Here is a 2,690-nt window from a genome sequence, read left to right on the forward strand (position 1 = left end):
GGCGCGCGGGAGGGTGCACATCGCCGCGCTCGCGGTCGGCGCCGCCCAGCGCGCCCTCGACGAGTCCGTGTCCCACGCCGCCACGAACACCCAAGGCGGTCGGCGCATCGGCGAATTCCAGCTGGTGCAGGCGGTGCTGGCCGATCAGCAGACAGATGTCCTCGCCGGTCGCGCCATGGTCCGCGAAACGGCGCGCGCCCACGTCAGCGGCGAGGACCGCCGCATCGGCCCTTCCGCGGCGAAGCTGTTCTGCACCGAGATGGCGGGCAGGGTCGCCGACTCGGCCGTGCAGGTGCACGGCGGCGCCGGCTACATGCGCGAGATCCCGGTCGAGCGGATCTACCGCGATGTGCGGTTGCTGCGGCTCTACGAAGGCACCAGCGAGATCCAGCGGCTCATCGTCGGTGGGGGACTGGTGCGCCAGGCGGTGCGCGGCTCGTGACCACCGGAGAGCTGCCGCTGGCCGGAACCACCGTCGTCGCGCTGGAGCAGGCCGTCGCGGGGCCGCTGGCCAGCCGCCACCTCGCCGATCTCGGCGCCCGCGTGATCAAGATCGAGCGGCCGGGGCAGGGCGACTTCGCCCGCGACTACGACGCCGCGGTGCACGGTTTGTCCACCCACTTCGCCTGGCTCAACCGCGGTAAGGAATCGCTGGCGATCGACCTGAAGTCGGACGGCGGGCTGCGCGCCGCCCGCGAACTCATCGCCCGGGCCGATGTGTTCCTGCACAACACCGCGCCGGGAGCGCTCGAACGGCTCGGGCTGGACGGCGAGACCTTGCGGGCCGCGCACCCGCGGCTGGTCGTGGTCAACATCTCCGGCTACGGGACCGGCGGACCGCGCCGCGACCGGAAGGCCTACGACATGCTCGTGCAGGCCGAGACCGGGATGGTCGCGGTGACCGGCACACCGGAGACGCCGTCCAAGACCGGAGTGCCCAACGCCGATATCGGCGCCGGTCTCTACGCGGCGATGTCCGCGATGAGCGCGTTGCTGCGGCGCGAACGCACCGGTGCAGGCGGCGTGGTCGACGTGTCGATGTTCGACGCGGCCGTCGAGTGGATGGGCCATCCGCTCTACATGCAGCTCTACGGCGGCGCGCAGATCCCGCGGATGGGACTGAGCCACGCGGCGATCGCGCCGTACGACGCCTATCCGACCGCGGACGGGCAGATCCTCATCGGGGTGCAGAACGACCGCGGATGGCGCCGGCTGGTGACGGAAGTCTTCGGCGCCCCGGAACATGCGGAAGATCCGCGGTTCGCCACCAACGTCGACCGGGTGCGCAACCGGGCCGAGTGCGACGCCTTGGTGGCTGCGTGCACCGCGCGGTTCGCCACGGCCGAACTCGACGAGCGGCTCGCGGCCGCGGGCATCCCCGCCGCTCAGATCAACGGCACCGCGGAACTGGCCGAGCATCCCCAGCTCGCCGAGCGGGACCGGTGGCGCACGGTGCCGACCGAAGCGGGCGAGATCCGCGGGGTGCTGCCGCCGATGACGTTCCGCGACGCCGAACTGCCGATGGGGCGGATCCCGGCGCTCGGCGAGCACAACGCGGCGATCCTCGCTGAACTGGAACTCGATGATCAACCCGACAGCGGAGGGGACGTTGATGGCTGAGCAGCTGTCCGCGCAGCGCGTGGCGATCGTGACCGGCGCGGCCAGGGGAATCGACGCGGCCACGGCGCTGCGCCTGGCCGCGGACGGGTTCGCGGTCGCCGCGCTCGATCTGGAGGAAGCGGCGGCCGAGGACACCGCCGCTGCGATCGCCGCAGCAGGCGGCACCTCGCTCGCGGTGGGTGCCGACGTCTCCGACGCCGCAGCCGTCGATGCCGCCGTCGCGCGGACCGCCGAGGTGCTCGGCTCGCCCTCGGTGCTGGTCAACAACGCCGGGATCACCAGGGACAACCTGCTGTTCAAGATGACCGAGCCGGACTGGGACGCGGTCATGGGCGTGCACCTGAAGGGTTCGTTCCTGATGAGCAGGGCCGTGCAGCAGCACATGGTCGCGGCCGGGTACGGGCGGATCGTGAACCTCTCGTCGACGGCTGCGCTGGGCAACCGCGGTCAGGCGAACTACTCGACCGCGAAGGCCGGGCTGCAAGGCTTCACCAAGACGCTGGCCGTGGAACTCGGAAAGTTCGGCGTGACCGCGAACTGCGTCGCGCCCGGCTTCATCGCCAGCGACATGACCAAAGCGACCGCGCAGCGCATCGGCGTGCCGTGGGAGCAGTACGCGGCCGACCGCGCCGAGGCGATCCCGGTGCGCAGAGCGGGTGAGGTGGACGACATCGCCAACGCGGTGTCGTTCTTCGCCGACGAGCGGTCCGGCTTCGTGTCCGGGCAGATCCTCTACGTCGCCGGCGGTCCCAAGGCTTGAGCCTGCGAAGCTCGGTGCCGTCACCGGGAAACGTATGCTGCGGGCATGGCCCTCGTGGACACCTTCAGAGCGCTGCACCACCGCGGTGACGTGCTGCTCATGCCGAACCCGCCGGACGCGGGCGCGGCGAAGATCATGCAGTCGCTCGGGTTCTCGGCGCTTGCGACGACCAGCAGCGGTGCGGCCGCCGCCCGGGGACTGCCGGACGGCGGCTTGAACCGCGAGTCGGCGTTGCACGCCGCCGCCGAGATCGCGGCAGCGGTCGACGTGCCGGTCTCGGCGGACCTGGAGAACGGGTTCGCCGCGGAAC

The 2,690-nt window shown here is 71.6% G+C and carries 4 protein-coding genes; all 4 read left to right on the forward strand.

The window, feature by feature from the left end; translation table 11 throughout:
- Positions 1–442, forward strand: a 442-nt coding sequence (locus tag IJH84_RS16850) for an acyl-CoA dehydrogenase (RefSeq protein WP_295146075.1), incomplete at its 5' end; no start/stop codon positions are given.
- On the forward strand, positions 439–1,620 hold the full coding sequence (locus IJH84_RS16855) for a CaiB/BaiF CoA-transferase family protein (RefSeq protein WP_295146078.1): 1,182 nt from the start codon (positions 439–441) through the stop codon (positions 1,618–1,620). The genes IJH84_RS16850 and IJH84_RS16855, both read left to right, overlap by 4 nt.
- Positions 1,613–2,380, forward strand: coding sequence for an SDR family oxidoreductase (locus IJH84_RS16860; protein ID WP_295146080.1), 768 nt, complete (start codon positions 1,613–1,615; stop codon positions 2,378–2,380). The genes IJH84_RS16855 and IJH84_RS16860 overlap by 8 nt, the downstream gene beginning before the upstream one ends.
- 45 nt (positions 2,381–2,425) lie before the next feature.
- A partial coding sequence (locus IJH84_RS16865) for an isocitrate lyase/phosphoenolpyruvate mutase family protein (RefSeq protein WP_295146082.1) occupies positions 2,426–2,690 on the forward strand: 265 nt, incomplete at its 3' end.

It is taken from the genome of Saccharopolyspora sp., assembly GCF_017434145.1.
GTDB classification, from domain to species: domain Bacteria; phylum Actinomycetota; class Actinomycetes; order Mycobacteriales; family Pseudonocardiaceae; genus Saccharopolyspora_C; species Saccharopolyspora_C galaxeae.

Excerpts from the sequence above, each read along its gene's own strand:
- IJH84_RS16860 (WP_295146080.1), top strand. The coding sequence starts at position 1,613 with ATGGCTGAGCAGCTGTCCGCGCAGCGCGTGGCGATCGTGACCGGCGCG.